The organism is Motilibacter aurantiacus (assembly GCF_011250645.1).
GTDB classification, from domain to species: Bacteria; Actinomycetota; Actinomycetes; order Motilibacterales; family Motilibacteraceae; genus Motilibacter_A; species Motilibacter_A aurantiacus.
This window is the reverse complement of the sequence record NZ_JAANNO010000006.1, coordinates 278,375-295,655: the sequence shown is the minus strand read 5'-3', so window position 1 is coordinate 295,655 and position 17,281 is coordinate 278,375. Positions and strand designations below refer to the sequence as shown.

At 74.6% G+C, this 17,281-nt stretch carries 19 protein-coding genes and 1 riboswitch; of the genes, 11 read left to right on the top strand and 8 right to left on the bottom strand.

What is annotated here, in order from left to right:
• Positions 1–297 precede the first annotated feature (297 nt).
• Positions 298–720 carry a CocE/NonD family hydrolase gene (locus G9H72_RS13305; RefSeq protein WP_331272279.1) on the bottom strand — a complete coding sequence of 141 codons (423 nt, stop codon included), beginning with the start codon at positions 718–720 and terminating at the stop codon, positions 298–300.
• 153 nt (positions 721–873) lie between these two features.
• Between G9H72_RS13305 and G9H72_RS13300 the strand changes: the two genes are divergently transcribed.
• Entirely contained in the window at positions 874–1,335 is a 462-nt protein-coding gene (locus G9H72_RS13300; RefSeq protein ID WP_331272278.1) for an ATP-binding protein, read from the top strand.
• On the top strand, positions 1,332–2,903 hold the full coding sequence (locus G9H72_RS13295; RefSeq protein WP_166171761.1) for an ATPase domain-containing protein: 1,572 nt from the start codon (positions 1,332–1,334) through the stop codon (positions 2,901–2,903). The genes G9H72_RS13300 and G9H72_RS13295 overlap by 4 nt, the downstream gene beginning before the upstream one ends.
• Here the strand turns inward: G9H72_RS13295 and G9H72_RS13290 are convergent.
• The 3 genes from G9H72_RS13290 to G9H72_RS13280 all read right to left on the bottom strand — a co-directional run bounded on the left by G9H72_RS13290 (position 2,890) and on the right by G9H72_RS13280 (position 4,800).
• The gene (locus G9H72_RS13290; RefSeq protein WP_166171759.1) at positions 2,890–3,378 is read right to left on the bottom strand and encodes a DUF456 domain-containing protein; all 489 of its coding nucleotides are present in this window, start codon (positions 3,376–3,378) and stop codon (positions 2,890–2,892) included. The genes G9H72_RS13295 and G9H72_RS13290 overlap by 14 nt on opposite strands.
• A gap of 38 nt (positions 3,379–3,416) precedes the next feature.
• Positions 3,417–4,457: a sigma-70 family RNA polymerase sigma factor gene (locus G9H72_RS13285; RefSeq protein WP_166171757.1), complete on the bottom strand. Its 1,041-nt coding sequence runs from the start codon at positions 4,455–4,457 to the stop codon at positions 3,417–3,419.
• Positions 4,458–4,578: 121 nt separating this feature from the next.
• The gene (locus G9H72_RS13280; RefSeq protein WP_166171755.1) at positions 4,579–4,800 is read right to left on the bottom strand and encodes a hypothetical protein; all 222 of its coding nucleotides are present in this window, start codon (positions 4,798–4,800) and stop codon (positions 4,579–4,581) included.
• Positions 4,801–4,975: 175 nt separating this feature from the next.
• On the opposite strand from G9H72_RS13280, the gene G9H72_RS22455 reads away from it, so the two are divergent.
• The gene (locus G9H72_RS22455; protein WP_166171753.1) at positions 4,976–5,368 is read left to right on the top strand and encodes a DUF2267 domain-containing protein; all 393 of its coding nucleotides are present in this window, start codon (positions 4,976–4,978) and stop codon (positions 5,366–5,368) included.
• A gap of 187 nt (positions 5,369–5,555) precedes the next feature.
• Positions 5,556–6,005: a DUF3140 domain-containing protein gene (locus G9H72_RS13270; protein ID WP_166171751.1), complete on the top strand. Its 450-nt coding sequence runs from the start codon at positions 5,556–5,558 to the stop codon at positions 6,003–6,005.
• A gap of 154 nt (positions 6,006–6,159) precedes the next feature.
• On the opposite strand, the gene G9H72_RS23030 is transcribed toward G9H72_RS13270, so the two are convergent.
• Positions 6,160–6,807 carry a transglycosylase family protein gene (locus tag G9H72_RS23030; protein WP_331272277.1) on the bottom strand — a complete coding sequence of 216 codons (648 nt, stop codon included), beginning with the start codon at positions 6,805–6,807 and terminating at the stop codon, positions 6,160–6,162.
• Between the two features lie 4 nt (positions 6,808–6,811).
• A riboswitch (cyclic di-AMP (ydaO/yuaA leader) is annotated at positions 6,812–6,988 on the bottom strand.
• Between the two features lie 288 nt (positions 6,989–7,276).
• Here G9H72_RS23030 and G9H72_RS13260 point away from each other — a divergent pair.
• Complete coding sequence (locus G9H72_RS13260) at positions 7,277–7,525, top strand: DUF3072 domain-containing protein (RefSeq protein ID WP_166171749.1); 249 nt, start codon at positions 7,277–7,279, stop codon at positions 7,523–7,525.
• A complete protein-coding gene (locus tag G9H72_RS13255) occupies positions 7,522–7,707 on the top strand; it encodes a hypothetical protein (protein WP_166171747.1) in 186 nt (61 codons plus the stop codon). Before G9H72_RS13260 ends, G9H72_RS13255 begins: the two co-directional genes overlap by 4 nt.
• Positions 7,708–7,772: 65 nt before the next feature.
• Here G9H72_RS13255 and G9H72_RS13250 read toward each other — a convergent pair whose 3' ends face one another.
• Entirely contained in the window at positions 7,773–8,654 is an 882-nt protein-coding gene (locus tag G9H72_RS13250) for an NUDIX domain-containing protein (RefSeq protein ID WP_166171745.1), read from the bottom strand.
• An 80-nt stretch (positions 8,655–8,734) separates the two neighbouring features.
• Here G9H72_RS13250 and G9H72_RS13245 point away from each other — a divergent pair, with 80 nt between their 5' ends.
• The 4 genes from G9H72_RS13245 to G9H72_RS13230 all read left to right on the top strand — a co-directional run bounded on the left by G9H72_RS13245 (position 8,735) and on the right by G9H72_RS13230 (position 13,413).
• Complete coding sequence (locus G9H72_RS13245) at positions 8,735–9,334, top strand: GNAT family N-acetyltransferase (RefSeq protein WP_331272276.1); 600 nt, start codon at positions 8,735–8,737, stop codon at positions 9,332–9,334.
• A 63-nt stretch (positions 9,335–9,397) separates the two neighbouring features.
• A complete protein-coding gene (locus G9H72_RS13240; RefSeq protein ID WP_166171743.1) occupies positions 9,398–9,808 on the top strand; it encodes a universal stress protein in 411 nt (136 codons plus the stop codon).
• 138 nt (positions 9,809–9,946) lie between these two features.
• Complete coding sequence (locus tag G9H72_RS13235) at positions 9,947–11,620, top strand: SpoIIE family protein phosphatase (RefSeq protein ID WP_166171741.1); 1,674 nt, start codon at positions 9,947–9,949, stop codon at positions 11,618–11,620.
• 254 nt (positions 11,621–11,874) lie between these two features.
• Positions 11,875–13,413: an RNA polymerase sigma factor gene (locus G9H72_RS13230; RefSeq protein ID WP_331272275.1), complete on the top strand. Its 1,539-nt coding sequence runs from the start codon at positions 11,875–11,877 to the stop codon at positions 13,411–13,413.
• Between the two features lie 114 nt (positions 13,414–13,527).
• Here G9H72_RS13230 and G9H72_RS13225 read toward each other — a convergent pair whose 3' ends face one another.
• Together G9H72_RS13225 and G9H72_RS13220 are read right to left on the bottom strand one after the other, a co-directional pair.
• Positions 13,528–13,875 carry a hypothetical protein gene (locus tag G9H72_RS13225; RefSeq protein ID WP_166171737.1) on the bottom strand — a complete coding sequence of 116 codons (348 nt, stop codon included), beginning with the start codon at positions 13,873–13,875 and terminating at the stop codon, positions 13,528–13,530.
• On the bottom strand, positions 13,872–14,507 hold the full coding sequence (locus G9H72_RS13220) for a hypothetical protein (RefSeq protein ID WP_166171735.1): 636 nt from the start codon (positions 14,505–14,507) through the stop codon (positions 13,872–13,874). The genes G9H72_RS13225 and G9H72_RS13220 overlap by 4 nt, the downstream gene beginning before the upstream one ends.
• Positions 14,508–14,764: 257 nt before the next feature.
• Here G9H72_RS13220 and G9H72_RS13215 point away from each other — a divergent pair, with 257 nt between their 5' ends.
• Entirely contained in the window at positions 14,765–17,188 is a 2,424-nt protein-coding gene (locus G9H72_RS13215; RefSeq protein ID WP_331272274.1) for a phosphoketolase family protein, read from the top strand.
• Positions 17,189–17,281 lie beyond the last annotated feature (93 nt).

Sequence of the window (17,281 nt, the reverse complement as noted above, 5' to 3'; positions counted from 1 at the left end):
ACCCCCACAAGGGGTCCCGGGGGCACAGGCATTTCTGCGTCCACGGCTTGTGGGCGCGCTGCATGCCGAGCGTGCAGGAGCACGGCGGCCTTCAGCCGGGGCCGAACAGCCGGGGCCGACGGCGACCGCTCCGCGAGCGGTCAGAGGCTCGCAGGCCGGCCTCCCGGGCTGCTGGCTTCCCGCCCACCACGGGAAGCATGAGTCGGCTCCGCTTCACCGGGACGGTGATCTCGGCCTAGTTGCGGTCGGCCTGGTCGCGGTCGGCCTGGCTGCTGTAGCCCGAGTAGCTGCGGACCCTCACACGGCGACCCGGTGGCCGGCCTTGACGACGTAGTCCTCGGGCAGCAATGAGAAGTCGACGAGAGACTCGCGTCCGAGCACGAGCGCGGTAGCAGTTCGCCGGAGGTCAGGTCGAGCGCGTCCTGGACCCCCTCGGTGACCACCTCCCGGTCCGCAGTGACACGAGCCGCTTCGTGACCTGCTTGTAGCAGGCGTCGTCGGCGGGGGAGCGAACCGCCTGGTGCCCGCGGCGTCGTACGCCCGGGCCCGGCCGTCCAGCCAGTCGATGACGACCTTGGCGCTGAGGTTGTCCGACTCGTCGTGGACGGTCGGGCAGCCGGTCGACTCGTTCGTGCCGATCATGTCCATGAGGAGGGCGCCGTAGCCGCGCGCCACGAAGTAGTTGGCGTGGAACAGGGCACTTGTCGAGCAGCCCGTCACCGTCGGTCTTCACCTCGAGCTGGACTCGTTGCCGCGCCGGCGGGACGTCCTGGACACCGACACCTGTCGGAAGGAGCCCCGGGCAGCCGCACCTCCTGACCGGGCGGTGCGAAGGAGGTGTCACCGAGGCCGGGACCGGGGAGACACCAACGGATGTGGTCAGGGGGCGCAGGCATGGGGAGGCAGTCGTTGCTGGAGGGACACGCCTTTGCGGTCCCCCCGGGGGCTCCCCACGCTTCCGTGGACCTGCGCCCGGAGCCGCGGGCGGCACGGGAGGCTCGGCTGTGGGTGCGGTCGCAGGTACCGCCGCTCGGCCCCGAGGCCGCAGACGCCCTCGACATCCTGGTCAGCGAGGTCGTGACCAATGCCGTGCTGCACGCGCGTACCCGGTTCACCGTGGGCGTGACGCGGCTGGACTCCGCGGTCCTCGTCACCGTGGCCGACCACAACCCCCAGCAGCCGGAGCCGCAGGCGGAGAGCGATTCCCGCACGTCGGGGCGCGGGCTGGCCCTGCTCTCCGCGCTCAGTGACGACTGGGGGGTGACGACCGAGCCGGACGGCAAGTGTGTCTGGTTCGTCCTGGCCGCGGCGGGCCCGCGGGGCGCCACCCGGTGACGGCCCCTGGGCCTGCGGGCGCCCAGGGGACGCATGGCGCACCACCCACTGCTCACCCCTCGCCGCACGAGCAGCGCGGTCCGGCCGAGCACGCCGACCCCGAGCTCGCGCGGGTCGAGACCGGGATCCCGGGCTTCGACGTCATCAGCGGGGGAGGCCTGCCGCGGGGACGGGCCACCCTGGTCTCCGGTGAGGCCGGAGCCGCGAAGACGGTGTTCGCCGCCCAGTTCCTCGCCGAGGGGGTACGCCGCGGGCAGCCGGCCGTCTTCGTCTCCCTCGAGGAGCCGGCGGACGAGCTGCGGGCCAACCTGTCCACGCTCGGCTGGCCGATCGCGGACTGGGAGCGGCAGGAGCTGTGGAGCTTCGTCGACGCCTCACCCGTCGTCGTGGGCGAGTCCGCCGAGGCCTTCACCGACTACAGCCTGGAGACGCTGGCCGCGCAGATCGGCCGGGCGGTCGACGCCACGGGCGCGGTCCGGCTGGCCATCGACTCCCTGGACGCCGTGCTGCTGCGCAGCGCGGGGACCGAGGTCGTCCGCGGCCAGCTGCGCCGGCTCGTGGCCGAGCTGCGCCGCCTCGGGCTGACCGTGGTGCTCACGGCGGAGACGGCCGAGGCCGACCCACGGCTCACCCTGACCGGCATCGGACAGTTCGTCGCCGACAACGTCGTGGTCCTGCGCAACCGGCTGCAGGGGGAGCGCCGGCGCAGGACCATCGAGGTGCTGAAGATGCGCGGGGCGGGCCACCGCGGCGGCGAGCACCCCTTCTCCGTCCACCCGCGGCGAGGCGTCGTCGTCCTGCCCGGGCGCGGCGGGCGACCGCTCCCGCGGCCCGGCAACGACCGGGTCCCGCTCGGCAGCTCGCAGCTCGACGAGCTGTGCGGTGGCGGGGCGTACCGCGGGTCGGTGCTGCTGGTCGCGGGACCGGCCGCGTCGGGCAAGACGCTGCTCGCCGCGTCGTTCGCCTGCGCGGTCGAGCCCACTGCCGGCGAGAACGGGCCCGTGCTCTTCGTCGCGTGCGACCGCACCCGGGAGCAGGTGCTCCATGCGACGGCCGGGGCGGGCTACCGGCTCGAGGCGGCGGAGCGAAAGGGCCACCTCCGGTTCCTGCCCGTGCGCCCCGAGGCGCCCGAGGAGATGCTCGTGGCGGTGCAGCTCGCAGTCGAGGAGCTCGCGCCGGCCCGCGTCGTCGTGGACGGGCTCGGAGCCGTGCAGCGGGCCGCGTCGGAGGTCGTCTTCGCGGAGCTGGTACGCGGCTTGGACGCGGTGCTGCGGGCGACCGGCGGCACCACGCTGCTCACCACGTCCACCCAGCCGCTGATCGGAGACCCGCAGGACCTCCATCCCGAGCTGCTGGCCGCGGCCGACGGCGTGCTGCTGCTGCGCCACCTCGACCTCGGCGACCGGCTCGCGCGAACGGTGGCCGTGCTCGGCGTACGCGGCGGCCCCGCGGGTCACCAGGTCTGCGAGCTGCTGGTCGACGCAGGGGGCCTTCGGCTGGTGCCGCTGCCGGTGCCTGGGCGCCTCGCGGCCGGGCCTGGTGCCGTCCCGGGCGTCAGGCGGCGATGATCAGCGCCGAGACCGTCCACAGCCCGACGGCGACCAGGCCGGCGGCCAGCTCGAGGAGCACACCGATGCCGATGCCCTTGAGCGTCACCACCGTGCTGGCCCAGGCCGCGCGCGGCGCGCGCAGCCGCGCCTGCTCGGCGAGGTAGACCCCGCCGACGAAGCCGAGGGGCAGGCCCACGACCGGCAGGACGAAGAAGCCCACGACGCCGAGCGCCGCCCCGGCAAGGACCGTCGACGTGGGCGCTCCTGAGCCGCGCAGCGCCCGGGCCGGGAGGACGTACTTCGCCGTCGTGCCGGCGCCCAGCACCGCGGTGACGGCGGCCAGCACGAGCCAGGGCGCGACGCCGTCCTCCAGCCAGGCCCACACCAGCCCGGCCGCCCAGATGACGGCCAGGCCGGGCAGGACCGGGACGAGCACTCCGACCAGGCCCACCAGCATCGCCAGCGCGACGAGGGCCAGCTCCCACAGCTCCATGGAGCCAGCATGGACCAGGCCGACACTGCCGCCCGGGGTCAGCTCGCCCAGTCGAGCAGGTCCCGGGTCGCCGACGGGTGGCGCAGCTTGGCCAGCGCCTCCTTCTCCAGCTGGCGGATCCGCTCGCGGGTCAGGCCCAGCTCGCGGCCGATCTCGTCCAACGTGCGTGCCCGGCCGTCGAGCAGCCCGTAACGGAGCCGCACGATGGCCGCCTCCCGCTCCGGCAGCGTCGCGATCGCTCGGTGCAGCTCGCGCAGCATCGCGCGGTGCTCGACCGCCTCCACAGCGGTGACGGCGTCGGTGTCGACGACGAGCTCGCCGACGCTGGTGTCCATGTCGTCGCCGACCGGGGTGTCGAGGCTGATCGCCTCGCGCCCCACACGGCGCAGCGACACGACGTCCGCGACGTCCCAGCCGAGCGCTTCGGCGATCTCCTCGTCCGTGGGCTCGCGCTCGAGCTTGCTCGACAGCTCGCGCAGGGCGCGGGTCAGCTTGCCGATCTGCTCGTGCACGTGGACGGGCAGCCGGATGGTGCGCGCCTGCTCGGCCAGCCCGCGCCCGATCGCCTGCCGGATCCACCAGGTGGCGTACGTCGAGAACTTGTAGCCCTTGCGGTAGTCGAACTTCTCCACCGCCCGGACCAGGCCGAGGTTGCCCTCCTGGACGACGTCGAGGAAGGGCAGCCCGCGGTGGCTGTGCTTCTTGGCCACCGACACGACGAGCCGCAGGTTGGCCCGCAGCATCTGGTCCTTGGCCCGCAGGCCGTCCCGGACGAGCGCCTCGAGCTGGGCCCGCCGCTCGGCGTCGAGGTCGCTGGGCGCCTCCTTGAGCAGGTGCTCGGCGTAGACACCGGCCTCGATGCGCTGGGAGAGCTCTACCTCCTCGGCCGCGGTGAGGAGCGGGGTCCGCCCGATGTCATCGAGGTAGAGGCGGACCAGGTCAGCGGTCGGGGCGGCGAGGTCGAGGTCCTGCTCGGACACCGGCGTCGCCGCGTCGGCTGCACGGTTAGAGTCGTCGGAGGGGGTGGGAGCCCCCGGGTGCGTCTGCTGCGTCGTCTGCAGCCTCGTCTCGATTGTCATAGCAGAGACGTCAACGCACGAAGGGCCCGGCATGCTTCCGTCCGGCCGCCGGCCGGGAGGGTGGCCTGCCCCACCGGGAGGCCACCGCGACCCGGCCGGCTGCTCGGCCGGCGTGGTGCTGTCAGGTCAGCGAGGTCCCCGGGCCGTCCTCGGTCGGCTGCGCCCGGCGTGCCTGCTCCCGCTCCGGGTCGTCGTGCACCAGCGGGCCGCCCTCGCGCAGCGCCGACTCGAGCCGCTCGGCGTCCGGCATCGCCGGCGGCTTCGCCGCGAGGTCGCTGTCAGCGAGCCGGTCGCGGACCGCGTCGTCGGCCGGGGTGGGAGGGGCGTCGTCAGAAGTGGTCATGAGCCTGCCCTACCCGTCGACGGTCCCTCCCAACGTGCCGTCGGCGGTGCGACCCCTTCTCCTATCGCTCCGTGACCATGCAGGGACGAATTGTCACCAATTGAGGGTTCGAAGCCCGACCATCGGGGCAAGCCCAGCGCACGCGAGTATCCCGCCACGGCGCTGGAGGTTGTACGTGCACTACGCCCAGCTCGCCCGCCTGGTCCAGCATCGCGCCCGGCTCGCCTCACCGGCGATGGCCGACCGTGCCACGAGCGCCACGCTGCGGGCGCTGGGGGAACGCGTCCCCGACACCGTCGCGGCCACGCTGGCGGAGCGGCTCCCGCCCGACCTGGCCGCGCACCTGCGCGACGGGCTGGGCGCGAACGGCCCCGCGGACCCGGCGCTGGCCGACGACTTCGTCGCGCTGGTCGCCGAGCGCACCAGCTTGGACGCGCCGCGCGCGGCCTCGGTCGCCCGCACGGTCTTCCGCATCGTCGATCTCGAGAGCGGCGGCGGCCTCGCCTCCCGGCCACGCGGTGTGCTGCCCGAGGACGTCCGCGACCTCGTCGCCCGCTCCGCCCGCTGACCTGCTCGCTCCGGTGGCCCGGATCACGGGCACGGGTCAACCTCGAGAGCAGCGGGCATATCGGACACCAGGCGCCGTCGAGCATGTACTGCCACCGCGGGCATGACAGCGCGCGGGTGCCGGCTCGACCGTCGGAAGCACGTCGCACAGGGAAACGTCGCACAGGGAAACGTCGAGAGGGGACGGCATGGACCGCGGTCAGGAGCTGGACGCGCTGTGGGAGGAGTTCCACGGCGTGGTCACCATGACCTCGCGCGAGCTGCAGGAGTTCCTGCGGGCCGATGCATCGAGCGAGGACGGCGAGGTGCTGCCCGGCATGACGGCGGGCTCGGCGAGCCAGCCCGGGGCGGACACCTCGGTGGAGGCGACGATGGGCTCTATGGCCGCGGACGACATGGGTGACGGCGAGCGGGCGGCGCTGGAGAGCGAGGGCCTCGGCGAGGCGGTCGCCCAGGTGCTGGCCAAGCGGAAGGTCGACCTCACCGAGCACGACGTGGACGTCATGCGGGCCGTGATCGACCGGGTGCGAGCGGCGTACCCGGAGGGCGACGTCACCCACAACACCATCGACCTGCGCGATGACGCGCTGCGGCGCTCCCTGATGGCTGTGGGCCACGACCCGCTGCGGGTCCACTGACCGCTTCCCGCGGTCGTGGCCGGCAGCATCCGGGCCCGCGCTCCGGGACGCGGCGCTACGCGCGCGAGGGGCGGCGCTTGCACGAAGCGCCGCCCCTCGGGCTGAGCAGGGTCCCCCGGCAGCGTTCGCCACCGCCAGGCTCGGGAAGCAGGAGTCAGAGCAGCTTGCCGCAGTGCGGCCACGGGCGCGCGCCGCTGCGCTTGTAGAGCAGCTGCGCCCGGTAGGTCTGCTCCTCCGCGGACGCGTGGTGCGGCATCCCCGAGCCGCCGACCCCACGCCAGGTGCCGACGTTGAACTGGTAAAGGCCGTAGTAGCCCGCGGGGTTCACCGCGCGCGGGTTGCCGCCGGACTCGCAACGGGCGAGCGCCGACCAGTTGAGGCTGTCGAGCCCGAGGTCGCGGCCGCCGACCTTGCGGTCGGCCGAGCGCGACGCAGGGGCCTTGACCTTGGGCAGCGCGCGCCAGGTGAGCGCGTCGGCCTTGCCGGTCACGGGCAGGTGGTTGCGCCGCTGGAAGGCCTTGATCGCGGCGACGGTCTTCGGGCCGAACGTGCCCGTCACCGTCGACATCTTCAGGCTGGCCTGCAGGTCGCGGACGGCACCGCCCTCGGCCCCCTGGACCAGCAGCGGCGTGCGCACGACGGCCTTGCCCTTGGCGGGTGCGGCGCCCGCACCGGCGCTCCCGGCCGCGAGCGCCGCGGTGGTCAGGCCAGCTCCGGCAACGGCGACGAGCGCACGGGGAGCGGTGGACGGGCGTACGGCGCGGTGGCGCCCCTGGTAGGGACGCAGGATCGAACTCGGCACGCGAGGTGGCCCTCTCCAGCGCCTGCGAAGTGAGCTGTCGGGTTCGGGAGGAGATTTCCCGGCCGCATGCTGCGGCTTCACCCCAAGGGCGGCGAACTGCACCGCCCGCGATTGGGTCCCCCGCTCCTGCCCGTGATCCACGGAAACCTCGTGCCCGGGCAGGACTCGGCGCCGCACGAGGGACCCGCAGCAGGAGCTGCGGGACGTTCAGCACCGTAGAGCAGCCCTCGCACGCGCGTCCAGCCTGAGGGGCCGTGGCGTGCGGCACAGCCGGGACGGCCGTCCCCGCCTCGTTGCCGGCAGGCTGCCCCGGGAGCGGGCGCGTACACGTGCCGGTCAGGTGCCGGTCAGGTGCCGGTGCGGCTGCGGGTGCGGCTGCGGGTGCCGGTCCGGCCGACGGCGTGCTTGCGTGACCGGCAGCGGCCGGGTCCGGCGTTCAACGCTCGCGGGGCGGGGGTACCGACGCGGCATGAGCGACAGCAGCCAAGCGAACGAGAGCGACACCGGGCGGTCCGAGGACGCCCAGCAGCGGTCCACGGAGAAGGACCCGAGCGAGTGGGTGACCGGCGGTGAGCCGGCCACCGGTGCCCAGTTGAGCTACCTGGAGACGCTGGCCCGCCAGGCGGGCGAGGAGGCGCCGCAGAGCCCGGAGGAGATCACCAAGGCCGACGCGAGCCGCGAGATCGACCGACTGCGCGAGGAGGCGGGGCAGGAATGACAGGAACGAGCGGTCAGGGGACGAGCACGGGGCCGCACCCGGACCCCGAGGACTCCACGCCGCCGCACGGCGACGTGCTCGGGGAGCTGGTGGGCGGCGAGCAGCAGGCCCGGGCCGCAGACCCCGACGCCGCGGGTGGGTCGGTCGACCCGGCCAGGTCGGAGGAGACCGGGCACGCGTGAGGCGGGACCCAGGGGGAGCGTGGGCCCGCGCCCAGCGGGCCCGGCGGGCCCGTCCGCCCGGCCGGTCAGCGGTCGGGGTCGGCGCGGGCGTCGAGCAGCTCGCGCAGCCAGCCCGCGCCCACCACGGACGCGCCCAGATCAGCGCAGCGACGTCGCAGCTCACGGTCGCTCGTCACGACGAGCACGGCGTCCCCGGGCGCAGGCACGGCGGCCCGGGCCACCTCGTCGTCCCCCGAGGCGGGCGCTGCGACGACCGTCAGACCGGGGCGCGGCGGCTCGTCGGCGAGGCCCCGCGCGGCACCCTCGACGACGAGCAGCGTCTCGGGCGCCCACGAGTCCAGCGCCGGCAGGCCGAGCACGGGTGGCAGCGCCGGCCCGGGGACGGCGAGGCCGACGAGCTGGCTGCGCAGCCGGGCGGCGGCGGCGCGACGGTCGCGCCACCAGCCGTCCGGGCGCGACCCGACGACGTTCGCGGCGTCGACGACAAGGCGCAGCCGCCGGCCGGCCGCGGTCTCCAGCAACGGCCAGGCCTCCGCCAGGCCGGGGTGCAGCTCCCGTTCGGCCACCTGGCCGACGGGGGCCCACTCGAGTGCAGCGCTCTCCCGGTCGGCCACCACGGGCGACGCGCAGTCGACGCGGGCGAGCACGGTGGTGTACGACCACCCGCCGTGGTCGACGACCAGCCGGCCGGTCGCGGCCGCGCGCGCCACGGTCAGGCCGGTCTCCTCGCGGGTCTCCCGCAGGGCGGCGCCCACCGCGTCCTCGTCGAGGCCGCGGGCCCCGCCGGGAAGCCCCCACGTGCCGCCCTCGTGGCTCCACGCGGCGCGCAGCTGGAGCAGGACCGAGCCCTGTGCCCACAGCAGCAGGCCGGCGGCTCCGCCAAGGCCCCAGTGCCGGTGCCCGGCGTCGCACCGGGCCCATCCGTCCCCCGTCGACCCGAGCGTCACGGCTCCGAGCGTAGGCGGGCCTCCGGCCGCCCCACCGGCACGTCCAGCGGCTCGCGCGGGAGCGGCTGCGGAGGCCGCGCGTGACCGGCCCGCCCCACGACGACGGCTCCGGGACGGGCGTGCGGGTCGCCCGTGTGCGGGAGCAGGACTGGGAGCGCGTGCGGGCGCTCCGCCTGGCGATGCTGGCCGACACGCCGCTGGCGTTCACCGAGACCATCGAGCAGACACGTCGCTTCGACGAGCGCGAGTGGCGGCGCCGCGCCCGGCGCGGCTCGGCCGGCACGTCGATCGCGACGTACGCCGCCGTCGGGCCGGGCGGCGACTGGCTCGGCACGATGGGCGGCGTGCTCGAGCGCCCCGGCCGGGCGCTGCTCGTGTCGGTGTTCGTCGTGCCCGAGCGCCGTGGCGGCCCCGTCGCCGACCTCCTGCTGCGAACGGTCCTGCGCTGGGCCCGCGACGAGGCGGGCGCGGACCGCATCCGTCTGCTGGTCCACGAGGCCAACCCGCGGGCGGCCGCCTTCTACGCGCGCCACGGGTTCACCGCCACCGGGCGGACCGAGCCGTACCCGCTCGACCCCGCCGCCCGCGAGATCGAGATGGACCGTGCGCTGGGCCTCGGCGACCCCGACGCGGCCGCCCCGACGGGCCTGGTGGGCGATACCTCCGCACAATACGGATAGCGTTCGTCGGCAACCCGCGAACGACGGGCACACCGAGCAAGGCGAGACGCAGGAGAGGCCGCGATGACGATCGTCGTGGGCTATGTGCCCAAGCCCGAGGGGCGCGCCGCGCTGCGCCGTGCCGCCGAGGAGGCCCGGCTGCGCAAGCAGCGGCTCGTCGTCGTCAGCTCGCTGCGCGCCGTCCGGGACACCGGGGCCGACGCGGACAACCAGTACGAGAAGGAACTGCTCAGCGTGCGCGACGCGCTCGAGGCGGCCGGCATCGAGCACGAGGTACGCCAGCTGGTGCGCGGCCAGGAGCCGTCCGAGGACCTCATCGCCATCGCCGAGGAGGTGCACGCCGACGTGATCGTCATCGGGCTGCGCCGCCGCTCCCCGGTGGGCAAGCTGATCCTCGGCAGCAACGCCCAGCGCGTCCTTCTCGACGCCCCGTGCCCCGTCCTGGCGGTCAAGGCCGACGAGGACGACCGCTGAGTTCGGCCCGTCCCGGCGACTGATTCCCGCGATCGCCTTACCGTGACGGCCGATCACGTTAGCGTGAGCGGCAGCGGGGGCCGACGTGGCTCGCGGGCCGATCGCCCCGGATGGGGCGCGCGAGCGAGGGGAGGCGGCGTGGCGCCGGGGGACGAGGCGGCCGGCACTCCGAGCGGGACGCTGCCCCCGACCGACGCGGCGCTGCTGGAGATGCTCGTCCAGGAGGCGCCGCTCGGCTTCGCGTTCTACGACGCCGAGCTGCGCTACCGCGGGATCAACCGGGTGCTCGCCGCCGTCAACGGGCTCCCCGTCGAGGAGCACCTGGGCCACCGCCCGGCCGAGATCCTCGGCGACCTCGGCGTGGCCGTCGAGGACATGCTGCGCCGGGTCATGGAGACGGGCGCGCCCGTCCACGACGACGACTTCGTCGGCACCGGCCCGGACGGCTCGGTCACCCACTGGCAGTCGCAGTGGTTCCCGGCACGCGGGGAGGACGGCCGCATCCGCGGCGTCGCCGTGTTCGTCGCGGACGTCACGCAGCGCCGCACGACCGAGGACGCGCTGCTCGCGGCGTACCAACGGGCCGAGCGGCTGCTCACCGTGACGACCCGGCTGGCGACCGCCCTCACGCTCGCCGAGGTCATGGCGGTCGTCACCGACGAGGCGCGGTCGCTGGGGGCCCTGGTGGCGGGGCTCTCCCTGCTCGACGGGGACGAGGTCGTGTTCCGCCCGGACTCCGGAGTGGTCCCGGGCCCGGACGCGCGGCCGGACGGCGTCCGCGTCCCGCTGGACAGCCGCGTGCCCACCGCGGTGGCCATCACCACCGGGCGACCGGTCTACGCCGCCTCTCCCGAGGAGCTGGTGACCCTGGGCACGGACCCGGAGTGGATCTCCCGGCAGGTCGGGGCCTCGAAGGAGCGCTCCTGGGCGGCGGTGCCGCTCCTGACCGCGCGCGGGACGCTCGGGGCCTTGCGCGTCGCGTTCGCCGAGCCGCGCACGTTGGCGTCCGAGGAGCGGGTCTTCCTCGAGGCCGTCGGGACCCAGTGCGCCGTCGCGGTCGAGCGGGCGCTGCTGTACGAGAACGAGCACCGCACGGCGGAGGCCCTGCAGGCCAGCCTGCTGCCGGACCGGCTGCCGCAGGTCGCAGGCGCCCAGCTGGCCGGCCGCTACCTGCCGGCGTCCCGCACGGGTACCCGCGGCTGGGAGGCGACGGCGGTCGGCGGCGACTGGTACGACGCCTTCGCGCTGCCCGACGGCCGGCTCGCCGTCACGCTCGGCGACGTCATGGGCAAGGGCGTGAACGCGGCGGCGGGGATGGGGCGGGTCCGCGCCGCGTTGCGGGCCCTGGCCTTCACCGACCCGTCCCCGTCGGCGGTCCTGTCCGGGCTGGACCGGGTCTTCTCCGCGACCGAGGGCCTCGAGCAGATCGTCACCCTGGTCTACGGGGTGCTCGATCCCGCGACCCGGACCCTGGTCGCGACCGCCGCCGGGCACCCGCCGGTCGTGCTCGTACCGGCGTCGGGCCCGGCCCGGCTGCTCCCCGTGGTCGAGCTGGCCACGCCGCTCGGCGTGCCGGAGCCGCGCTCCGAGCGCGTGCTCGAGCTGTCCGCGGGCGACACCATCCTCGCGTTCAGTGACGGGCTGGTGGAGACCCGGGAGGCCGGGATCGGCGCCGGGCTCGACGCGCTGGCGCAGAGCCTCGGTGGGTGCGGCGGGCTGGAGCTGGAGGCGCTGCTCGACCGGGCGGTCGCGGCCGGGGCGAGCGCGGGGCAGCGTTGGGACGACGTGACCCTGCTGGCACTGCGCGTCTGAGCTGGACGTCCAGGAGCGGCGACGGCCCGCGGGCCCCGGGCTCGAGACCGCCGAGCGGCGCTGCCGCCGTGGCAGAATGGTGCGGTTGCTGCCCTGAGATGTTCCCAGAGCGGCGGCCCGGACGGCGTTGCGCGCGCGAGCGGTGTCGTCCGGTAGCAAGTCCCGCCATCGCCGGAAGGGAACGTCGCGACAGATGTGCCCGGATCCCGGTCCTGCCCGTCCTGCACGGTCGCCCGTCCAGCGAGAGGTTGTACGTGTCGTCGGTCACGCCCCGCCCGCTTCCGCCCGAGTTCGCCGTCCCCGAGGTGCAGGAGCTCCTCACGACCGGAAGGTCCACCGGATCGGTCACCGCAGCTCAGGTGCGTGAGGCGTGCGACGGCCGCATAGCCGTCTCGCGCGTCAAGGCCGTGCTGCGCGCGCTCGCCGAGGAGGGCGTCACCGTGGCGCTGGACGCCCCGGCCCCGGCGTCCCGGCGAGCCGTGGCGGCAACCACCGCGCGCCGGGCGACCGCGACCTCCTCGGTCGACACCGCCGCGAAGAAGGCTGCGCCGCGCAAGTCCGCCAAGAAGGCCGCCGCTCCGGCGGCCAAGGCCGCCACCGGCCTCGCGGACCCGGCCGAGGACTCGGCCGAGCCCGATGACGTCGTGCTGGAGGACCTCGTCGAGCCCGCCGGCCCCGGGGACCTCGTGGACGGTGTCGACAGTGTTGATGGCGTGGACGTCGTCGCCGACGCCGCGGAGCCGGTCGACGGCGCCGCGGAGGCGGCCGACGGTGCCGAGCCGGCCGCGGCCCCTGCCGCGGCCGAGGAGGGCGGGGAGACCGAGGAGTTCGTCCTCTCCGACGACGACGCCGACGAGCCGGCCCAGCAGGTCGCCACGGCGGGCGCGACCGCGGACCCGGTCAAGGACTACCTCAAGCAGATCGGCAAGGTCGCCCTCCTCAACGCCGAGCAGGAGGTCGAGCTCGCCAAGCGGATCGAGGCCGGCCTCTTCGCCGAGGAGAAACTCGGCTCGGGGGAGAAGCTCGCCCCGAAGCTCAAGCGAGAGCTCGACTGGATCGCCGAGGACGGGCGCCGGGCCAAGAACCACCTGCTCGAGGCCAACCTGCGCCTGGTCGTCTCGCTGGCCAAGCGCTACACCGGCCGCGGCATGCTCTTCCTGGACCTGATCCAGGAGGGCAACCTGGGCCTCATCCGGGCGGTCGAGAAGTTCGACTACACCAAGGGCTACAAGTTCTCGACCTACGCGACGTGGTGGATCCGCCAGGCGATCACGCGCGCCATGGCCGACCAGGCGCGCACGATCCGCATCCCGGTCCACATGGTCGAGGTCATCAACAAGCTCGCCCGCGTGCAGCGCCAGATGCTCCAGGACCTGGGCCGCGAGCCCACCCCGGAGGAGCTGGCCAAGGAGCTCGACATGACCCCGGAGAAGGTCGTCGAGGTCCAGAAGTACGGCCGCGAGCCCATCTCGCTGCACACCCCGCTCGGTGAGGACGGGGACTCCGAGTTCGGCGACCTCATCGAGGACTCCGAGGCGGTCGTCCCGGCCGAGGCCGTGTCGTTCACGCTGCTCCAGGAGCAGCTGCACTCGGTGCTCGACACGCTGTCCGAGCGCGAGGCGGGCGTGGTGTCCATGCGGTTCGGGCTCACCGACGGCCAGCCCAAGACGCTGGACGAGATCGGCAAGGTCTACGGGGTCACCCGCGAGCGGATCCGCCAGATCGAGTCCAAGACGATGAGCAAGCTGCGCCACCCGTCGCGGTCGCAGGTGCTGCGCGACTACCTGGACTGAGCTCCCGCTGCCGTTCGAAGCCCCCGGCCTGCCGTGCAGGCCGGGGGCTTCGCCGTTCCACCATCCCCGTTCCACCCGTCCGAGGGTCTTCGACGGCTGCCTCGGCGGCCCGGCTCAGCGCTCGCGCCGCGGCCTGCGCGCGTAGTCGGCGCACTGCTCGACCATGGCGCGGACCCCGGCGTACGGGTCGGCGGGCTCGCGGGCCGGCTTCTCCCGGACGCCGGCCAGGGCGGGGTGGCAGGCCAGGCAGCGCCCGAAGACGTCGAGCGCCACGCCGGGCCCGTGGGCGGCGCAGTCGCCGGTCGGCTCGGCCGGGCGACGGGCGGAGCGAGCGGTCTCGCGGGCCTGCTCCTGCGGGGTGGGGCAGAGCCGGCAGCTGGGCTGCGGCCGCTCGCCCGGGTGCTCGGGGCAGGACTGCGCGGCGTGCAGCGTCGGGACCCCGTCGCGCCAGCTCCCGCTCATCGGGCCTCCTCCTCGTCGGGGCCGGCCGGCCGGGCGACCTCGAACAGTCCGGCCGGGCCCGCCGCGGGCTCGGTCTGCACGCGCTCGGTCTGCCCGCGCTCGGTCTGCCCGGGCTCGGTCTGCCCGGTCTCCGGTTGCGGGAAGGAGCGCCCGCCGGCGGGGGAGCGCTCCTCGAGCAGCAACTGCTGCCACTGCTCGAGCCGGCGGCGCCAGACCGCCCGGGCCCGGCGATGCAGGTCCGGCGCGCCCCCACGGGACCGGGTGTAGTCGGCGAGGGCGTCACGCAGGGCGATCCGGGCCGCCCGCAGGTCGGCGGGCGGGGTCGGCCCCGGCCCGGCCGGCCGGGCGTCCTCGAGCGGGGCCGGGGCTCCGACGCGCGCGGCGAACAGCTCGTCGCGCAGCGCCTCCTGCCGGACCACGAGCTCGCCCCACTCGCGCAGCGCGTCGGCGAAGTAGAGATGGGCCTCGGTGAGCGCCCGGCCCGAACGGCGCCCCCCGGACGGGCCCCGCAGCGACTCCAGCCGGCGGCCGGCGAGGACGACAGCGCGGTGCGCCCGCTCGACCTCCCCCTCGACGACCAGCAGGTCGACCTCGCGCGGGCCTTGCGCCACCGTTGTCCAGCCTCCCGTCATGGGCGGTCGAGCCTACCCGGCGCTTCGCAGGCCGGGCGGGCGCCGCCGGGGCCGTCCCGGCGCCCGGCGGTAGCGCGGGGAGTTGGTCGGCCCCACGGGTGACGAAGGTCCCTGGGCCGTCCACACCCGCGCTGGAAGGCTGGCTGTGATCGACAGCGCACCGCCCGTTACGCCAGAGTTTGTCCAGGGATGCACAGTCCCTTGCTCCGGCACGAACAGGCACGAACAGGCACCACTCCTGAGCGGAAGGACAGCAGGTGGCTCTCGACACCCTGACCGGCAGCACGACCGAGGGCGTACTCCACGCGCTCGCCCATCCCGGCGACGACGAGGTCGAGGCTCTCGACGCCTGGTGGCGGGCGAACAACTACCTGACCATCGGCCAGATCTACCTGCAGGGCAACCCGCTGCTGCGCGAGCAGCTCTCCTCCGAGCACATCAAGCCCCGGCTGCTGGGGCACTGGGGCACCAGCCCGGGCCTCTCGTTCATCTACGCGCACGTGTCGCGCGTGATCCGGCACACCGGCCAGGAGGCGATCTACCTCGCCGGGCCCGGCCACGGCGGGCCGGCGCTCGTGGCGGCGTCGTACCTCGAGGGCAGCTACACCGAGACCTACCCGCGCGTGACGCAGGACGAGGCGGGCCTGCTGCGCCTGTTCCGCCAGTTCTCCAGCCCGGGCGGCATCCCGAGCCACGTCTCGGTGACGACGCCGGGCTCGATCCACGAGGGCGGCGAGCTCGGGTACGTCCTGGTGCACGCGTTCGGCGCGGTGATGGACAACCCGAGCCTGCTGGCGATCGCCGTCGTGGGCGACGGGGAGGCCGAGACCGGGCCGCTGGAGGGGTCCTGGAAGGGCGTCTCCTTCCTCAACCCCGCCCGTGACGGCGCGGTGCTGCCCATCCTGCACCTCAACGGCGCGAAGATCGCCGGCCCGACCGTCCTCGGGCGCAAGGACCCCGAGGAGGTCCGCTCGCTGCTGCGTGGGCACGGCTACGACGTGCTCGAGGTCGAGGGCGACGACCTGCCCGGCATGCACCTGCGCTTCGCGGCGGTGCTCGCGGAGGCGTACGGGAAGATCCGGGCGATCCAGGAGGCGGCGCGCGGTGGCGACTGGGACGGCACGCGCCCGCGCTGGCCGATGATCGTGCTGCGCTCGCCGAAGGGCTGGACCGGCCCGGAGGAGATCGACGGGGTCAGGGTCACCGGCACCTGGCGCTCCCACCAGGTCCCGCTGTCCGGGGTCAAGGGCAACGACGAGCACCTGGCGATCCTGGAGACGTGGCTGCGGTCCTACCGGCCGGAGGAGCTCTTCGACGCCGACGGCGCCCCCACCGAGCTCGTGCGCCGGGCCAACCCGACGGGCGACCTGCGCATGAGCGCCTCCCCGCACGCCAACGGCGGGCTGCTGACCAAGGACCTGGACCTGCCCGACTTCCGCGACTACGCGCTGGAGGTGCCGCGCCCGGCGCAGGTGAAGGCCGAGTCGACGCGGCAGCTCGGCGCGCTGCTGCGCGACGTCTACGTGCGCAACGACGACCGGTTCCGCCTGTTCTGCCCGGACGAGACGAACAGCAACCGGCTCGGCGCGGTCTTCGAGGCGTCGGACCGGGCGTTCATGGAGCAGGTCACCTCGGACGACCTCGCGATCGGCCGGGACGGGCGCGTCATGGAGGTGCTCTCCGAGCACAACTGCCACGGCTGGCTCGAGGGCTACACGCTCACCGGCCGGCACGGGATGTTCGCGACGTACGAGGCCTTCGCCATGGTCAGCGCCTCGCAGACGGTCCAGCACGGCAAGTGGCTGGAGGAGGCGACGCACCTGCCCTGGCGAGCGAAGGTCCCGAGCCTGAACATCCTGCTCACCTCGACCGCCTGGCGCAACGACCACAACGGCTTCTCCCACCAGGGCCCCGGCCTGATCCAGGTCGCGCTGACCCAGCGCCAGGACGTCTCGCGCGTCTACCTGCCCCCGGACGCGAACACCCTGCTGTCGGTCGCGGACCACTGCCTGCGCTCGCGGTCCTACATCAACCTTCTCGTCATCGACAAGCAGCCGCAGCTGCAGTGGCTCACGATGGACGAGGCGATCGAGCACTGCCGACGGGGCGCCGGCACCTGGGACTGGGCGGGCAACGAGGACGGCGCCGACGACCCGGACATCGTCCTCGCCTGCGCCGGCGACGTGGTGACGATGGAGACGGTCGCGGCGGCGCAGATCCTCAAGGAGCGGCTGCCGCAGCTGCGGACGCGCGTGGTGAACGTGGTCGACCTGATGACGTTGCTGCGCCCGCGCGACCACTCCCACGGCATGAGCCCCACGTACTTCACCGAGCTGTTCACCGACGACACGGACGTGGTCTTCGCGTTCCACGGCTTCCCCGGCGCGATCCACCAGCTGGTGCACGGGCGCCCGGACGCCGACCGCTTCCGGGTGCGCGGCTTCATCGAGGAGGGGACCACGACCACGCCCTTCGACATGGTCGTGCGCAACCGGACGTCCCGGTACCACCTGGTGATGGACGCGATCAACAACGCGAAGCGGACACCACGCGGGGCCACCGAGCTCAAGGCCTGGTGCGAGCAGAAGCTCGCCGAGCACGCGGCGTACGTCGTCGAGCACCTCGAGGACATGCCCGAGGTCCGCGACTGGTCGCTGGGCGACTGGGCCGAGCGAGGCTGACCCCGGCCGCGAGCGGGCACGGGCGGCCCCGAGCCCGCCGGCACGCGACGAGCCCCGGTGCAGCGCACCGGGGCTCGTCGAGGTCGGGGACCG

Coding starts and splice junctions, on each gene's coding strand:
- G9H72_RS13300 (WP_331272278.1), top strand. CDS start 874: ATGTGGTCAGGGGGCGCAGGCATGGGGAGGCAGTCGTTGCTGGAGGGA.
- G9H72_RS13290 (WP_166171759.1), bottom strand. CDS start 3,378: ATGGAGCTGTGGGAGCTGGCCCTCGTCGCGCTGGCGATGCTGGTGGGC.
- G9H72_RS13285 (WP_166171757.1), bottom strand. CDS start 4,457: ATGACAATCGAGACGAGGCTGCAGACGACGCAGCAGACGCACCCGGGG.
- G9H72_RS13280 (WP_166171755.1), bottom strand. CDS start 4,800: ATGACCACTTCTGACGACGCCCCTCCCACCCCGGCCGACGACGCGGTC.
- G9H72_RS13270 (WP_166171751.1), top strand. CDS start 5,556: ATGGACCGCGGTCAGGAGCTGGACGCGCTGTGGGAGGAGTTCCACGGC.
- G9H72_RS13260 (WP_166171749.1), top strand. CDS start 7,277: ATGAGCGACAGCAGCCAAGCGAACGAGAGCGACACCGGGCGGTCCGAG.
- G9H72_RS13255 (WP_166171747.1), top strand. CDS start 7,522: ATGACAGGAACGAGCGGTCAGGGGACGAGCACGGGGCCGCACCCGGAC.
- G9H72_RS13240 (WP_166171743.1), top strand. CDS start 9,398: ATGACGATCGTCGTGGGCTATGTGCCCAAGCCCGAGGGGCGCGCCGCG.
- G9H72_RS13225 (WP_166171737.1), bottom strand. CDS start 13,875: ATGAGCGGGAGCTGGCGCGACGGGGTCCCGACGCTGCACGCCGCGCAG.
- G9H72_RS13220 (WP_166171735.1), bottom strand. CDS start 14,507: ATGACGGGAGGCTGGACAACGGTGGCGCAAGGCCCGCGCGAGGTCGAC.